The following is a 4,358-nucleotide window of genomic DNA, read 5'->3' as shown; positions in this document are numbered from 1 at the left end:
TGGCGGTAAACTTAAAGCGGATAGCCAAACTGGTATCCGCTTCAAAAGGGTTATCTTCGTTTATTTTGAGGTTTTTATCCTGCCGGTTACAGATTAACCTACCTGATGGGCTGTGGGTAGCCGCCAGGGCGGCTTAAAAGGGTTGCTTTTTCAGTGATCTCGAACCGTCCCCTTGACACCTAAGAAGAGTTTTTTAATAACCCCAAACTTTTTACCCATTTTATACGTTTTATTAATAGATGCCAAAAAACGATACGTATCAGGCAAAGGAGTCTTAACGTGGTCCATACTAATTCGCAAGAGCTTTTGGTTAACTATATTCTGGCCAATAAGGAGGCCTATTACCGGCTGGCATACAGTTATACCAGGAACCAGGATGATGCCCTGGATATTGTCCAGGAGTCAGTTTTAAAAGCCATGTCCTCTATGCGCGCACCCCAAAAACCAGAGGAGATTAAACCCTGGTTTTACAGGATTGTGGTTAATACCTCTTTGGATTTATTAAGGAAAAACAAGTGGGTAGATCAGCGGGGCGAAAAGGCTTTGGAAATCTGTAGTTCTTCTGAAGACACCCATCAGGAACTCGATTTGTATAAGGCTCTAGACAGCCTGCCGATAAACTATCGCAGTATAATCGTATTAAAGTACTTTGAAGATTTGACTTTCGAGGAAATTGCCACAATTCTGGATGAAAACGTTAACACTGTCAAAACCAGATTGTATTCTGCTTTAAAAAAACTACGTCTGCAATTAGAGGATTGACCGTTAGGAGGCATAATATGACCGACCCAAAACTGTCCAAATTCAAGGACGAGTATATGAACATCCCGATTCCCCACGAATTACCATCAACTGTGCATAAATCTATACAAAAAGGAGAGAGGATACGTATGAGAAAAAACCGACTCATTAAATGGGCGGGGGCAGCCGCAGCAATGGTCTTAATTTTTACGGCCACGCTCAATCTAAGTCCGGCAGCTGTTCAGGCTTTATCGGACGTTCCCATAATAAAAAACATTGTAAGCGTACTTACGATCCGGGAATATAATTTGGATGAAGATAATTATAATGCCAACCTGAAAGTACCAGCCGTAAAAGGTCTTAATAATCAGGAACTGGCAAGCAGTCTTAATGATAAATACCTGGCAGAAAACAAAAAACTCTATCAGGAGTTTGTCAAGGATATTGAAGAGATGAAGGCCAACGGCAGCGGAGGTCATATGGGAGTAGACAGCGGTTATGTAGTTAAAACCGATAATGAACAGATTCTCTCCATTGGCCGTTGGGTAGTTAATACCGCAGGTTCTTCATCAACGACTATGAAGTATGATACCATCGATAAAGAAAGAGAAGTCTTGATTACCCTGCCTAGTCTGTTCCGGGATGGCAATTATGTAAACGTTATTAGCCAAAACATTGAGCAGCAGATGCGCCAGCAGATGAAAGCCGATCCGAACAAAATGTACTGGGTTAGCGGAACAGATGAGGAACAATATTTCGAACCCTTTAAGAAGATTGCTAAAAATCAGAACTTTTATATCAATAATAAAGGAAAACTGGTTATATCCTTTGACAAATACGAAGTAGCTCCAGGCTACATGGGAGTAGTGGAGTTTGTAATCCCTACCGACACTATTGCCAAGCTCCTGGTAAGTAACGAATATATTAAATAATCTGCACCGTCCCCGGCTCTCAATGTATTGAGTGCCGGGTAGCTTTTTGATTAGCCGCCACGCTAGCTGAGCGGCTTTTTCGTTCCAATACAGATTTGATTACGCAGACGTATTTTGTGCTGTTTTTAGTTTTTAGTGCCCTTCAGGCCTCAAAAATCCCCCTTCGGGGTTATACCTGCACTAACTGGTTTTTTATCTGCGTTCACAACTCCGGTCAGCGACTTACCCGTGACTATCCCCGCATTAATCAGTGTCTTTATCCCCCATCCTCCGGGCAATAATAAAATAGCCGAATCATAATATTAGGACTTAAAATAAACCCGACTACACGGTAATCACTTCTACATAAAGGTCAGTGGCAATAGACTATTACCACTGACCTTTTGTCCATCCAGGATTATGGAAAATTATTTTGACAGCTATTTGGTTTACGATATCAAAAATCGGTATTCCTGCTGGTATATAATGTACTTCTCAAGTTGTTCGAATTGTATAAGATATAAAGAGGCGGGACAAACAAGGCTTGCTAATTAACGATCGGTATTGATACTGTCTGGTATGGTTTTTTCTAAACCTTCTAGGCTAATTTCCATGCTATTACCCTACGCTTCCAGGACTTTAACATTGCCAAGGGCTGGTCAACAACCAGCCCTTGGCACTATTCGATGATGGCCTGGCTGAGGAGGGCGGCATAGTACTTGGAGCCTTCCGGGGTCAGGTGGACACCGTCCGGACTGAAAAGTGAATCCCTATCTTTACTGGCACTATACCAGTCAACTAAAACAGCGTTCGGGGTATTAAGAGCCGCCTGCTTGAGATCCGCGTTTACCTTGTCCTGCCACGTCCTGGGAACCCGGGTGTTAATTAGAATTATACGCTCAACGTCTTTTAATGAGGTTAAGAGGGAATTAAGCTGCTCCTCGCTGAAAGCACCATTGGTTCCTAACTCAATTACCACTGTATTACCCAGCCTGCCTTGCTCTTTAAGGCTGTTGACTATGGCCTGGGCCTGGGTCATTTGTCGTCCGATTTTGCCATCTATAAGGATGCCGGGTAGCAGTCTTTCTAACTCCGGGGCCACGTCCAGCATAACTGAGTCACCGATAGCCGTTACCCCTTCACCACTATGAATCTCGGTATTAAGCGGCAGCTCCTTCTTCTCCTGCCTGACCGGCGGTGACGGTTTGGGGGGGCTGTCTGCAGTGCTTGGGGCAATAGACAATAATCGCTTGTTAAATATCTCTTCAGCCAATACAGAAGGTGATTCCTGTTTTTGGTTACGCATAAAACTATCTGAACCGGGCATTACCATGATAATACATACGCACAGGGCACCAACTAAAACGTGTCGGGGATTAAGGGTCTTCCCGGGGGATTTTTCCACCCCTGGAGTGAGGTTACCTTTTTGGATGGGTTCTTCGATAAATCTCCAGGATACGGCTGCCAAAATAAAGCACAGCGCCACTTGGATTACAGCTCGACCCAGCACGAAACCGCCGGTGTCAACGACCGGGCTGGTCAGGACAATCACCGGATAATGCCACAGATACAGGCCATAGGAACGTAGGCCAATCCATCTAAGCGGTTTACAGCCGAGAACCTTGGCTAACAGGCTGGCCGGGTGAGCCAGTACCGCAATCACCAAAGCTGATATTACCGTAAATAATGCCAGGCCATATTTATATAGCTGCGGATCAAAGCCGCTCGTATGTATAATCGCCAACATGATAGCCGTCAAACCCAAAATTCCGATCATTTCTAATACGACCCGGACTTTTATATCCACTTGGGCAGACAATCTGCGGCTGGGCCAGACCAAAGCCAGAGCGGCCCCAATCAGTAAGGCAAAGGCCCGGGTATCCGTGCCATAATATACCCGGCTGGGATCGGTTCCGGTTTGATAAATCAAAGCCATAGCCAGGGCGGAAGCCGCGGCTCCAGCTAAAATGGCGAATACCCGCGGGCCCCGCCGTGGTATCCAACGCAGGATCAAGACCAGTATCAGGGGCCAAAGGAGATAAAACTGTTCTTCAATAGCCAGCGACCACAGGTGACCCAGGGGCGAGGGAGGTCCGAAACTTTCAAAATATGATACCTCATGAAAAATAAGCCACCAGTTATTAAAATAGAATAGCACCGAAAGAAAATCGCCCTGCAGTGAGATAAGGCGGGGCCGGTCGAAATAATAAAGCCATAAGGCCACCGAAATCAACACGAAAAACATGGCCGGCAGCAACCTGCGTATCCTGCGCATCCAAAAATTTATAAAATCAATCCGTCCGGCTCTATGCCACTCCATCATCAATTGGTCGGTAATAAGGTAGCCGGACAGGGTAAAGAAGATACTTACTCCCAACAGACCGCCCGGAGCAAAGGGAATTTTGAGATGATAAGCAATAACAGCTAAAACTGATAACGCCCGCAGCCCATCCAATCCTGGCATATAGCGCTTTGAGCTATTATGCCAGGATAAGGTCCGCAGGCTATTTGATCCTTCCGACATTAATCTGACCTCCTGCGCTGGATAGATGATTCTATATGTTATACGCTTTACGAGCAGAAAAAGTTTGCCGCCAACGAAAAATATAGATTATTTTATTTTTTTAGCGAATTGACCCATAATATGATTATAACTATATAGTATTTGTATATCCTAAAACTTACCACCCAGAAATAATTTAAATT

General features: G+C 44.7%; 3 protein-coding genes. 2 read left to right on the top strand and 1 reads right to left on the bottom strand.

From position 1 onward, the window contains the following. The first annotated feature begins 306 nt into the window (after window positions 1-306). Window positions 307-762 carry an RNA polymerase sigma factor gene (locus AAV90_RS10375; protein ID WP_278279303.1) on the top strand — a complete coding sequence of 152 codons (456 nt, stop codon included), beginning with the start codon at window positions 307-309 and terminating at the stop codon, window positions 760-762. A gap of 17 nt (window positions 763-779) precedes the next feature. Continuing rightward, the gene (gene rsiV / locus AAV90_RS10370) at window positions 780-1,673 is read left to right on the top strand and encodes an anti-sigma-V factor RsiV (protein WP_046498686.1); all 894 of its coding nucleotides are present in this window, start codon (window positions 780-782) and stop codon (window positions 1,671-1,673) included. Between the two features lie 658 nt (window positions 1,674-2,331). On the opposite strand, the gene AAV90_RS10365 is transcribed toward rsiV, so the two are convergent. After that, the gene (locus AAV90_RS10365) at window positions 2,332-4,176 is read right to left on the bottom strand and encodes an acyltransferase family protein (protein WP_046498684.1); all 1,845 of its coding nucleotides are present in this window, start codon (window positions 4,174-4,176) and stop codon (window positions 2,332-2,334) included. Window positions 4,177-4,358: the final 182 nt, after the last annotated feature.

The sequence above is a fragment of the Syntrophomonas zehnderi OL-4 genome (genome assembly GCF_000983115.1).
Lineage (GTDB): Bacteria > Bacillota > Syntrophomonadia > Syntrophomonadales > Syntrophomonadaceae > Syntrophomonas_B > Syntrophomonas_B zehnderi.
This window is presented reverse-complemented; position numbering and strand designations above follow the sequence as displayed.

Coding starts and splice junctions, on each gene's coding strand:
- rsiV (WP_046498686.1), top strand. CDS start 780: ATGACCGACCCAAAACTGTCCAAATTCAAGGACGAGTATATGAACATC.
- AAV90_RS10365 (WP_046498684.1), bottom strand. CDS start 4,176: ATGTCGGAAGGATCAAATAGCCTGCGGACCTTATCCTGGCATAATAGC.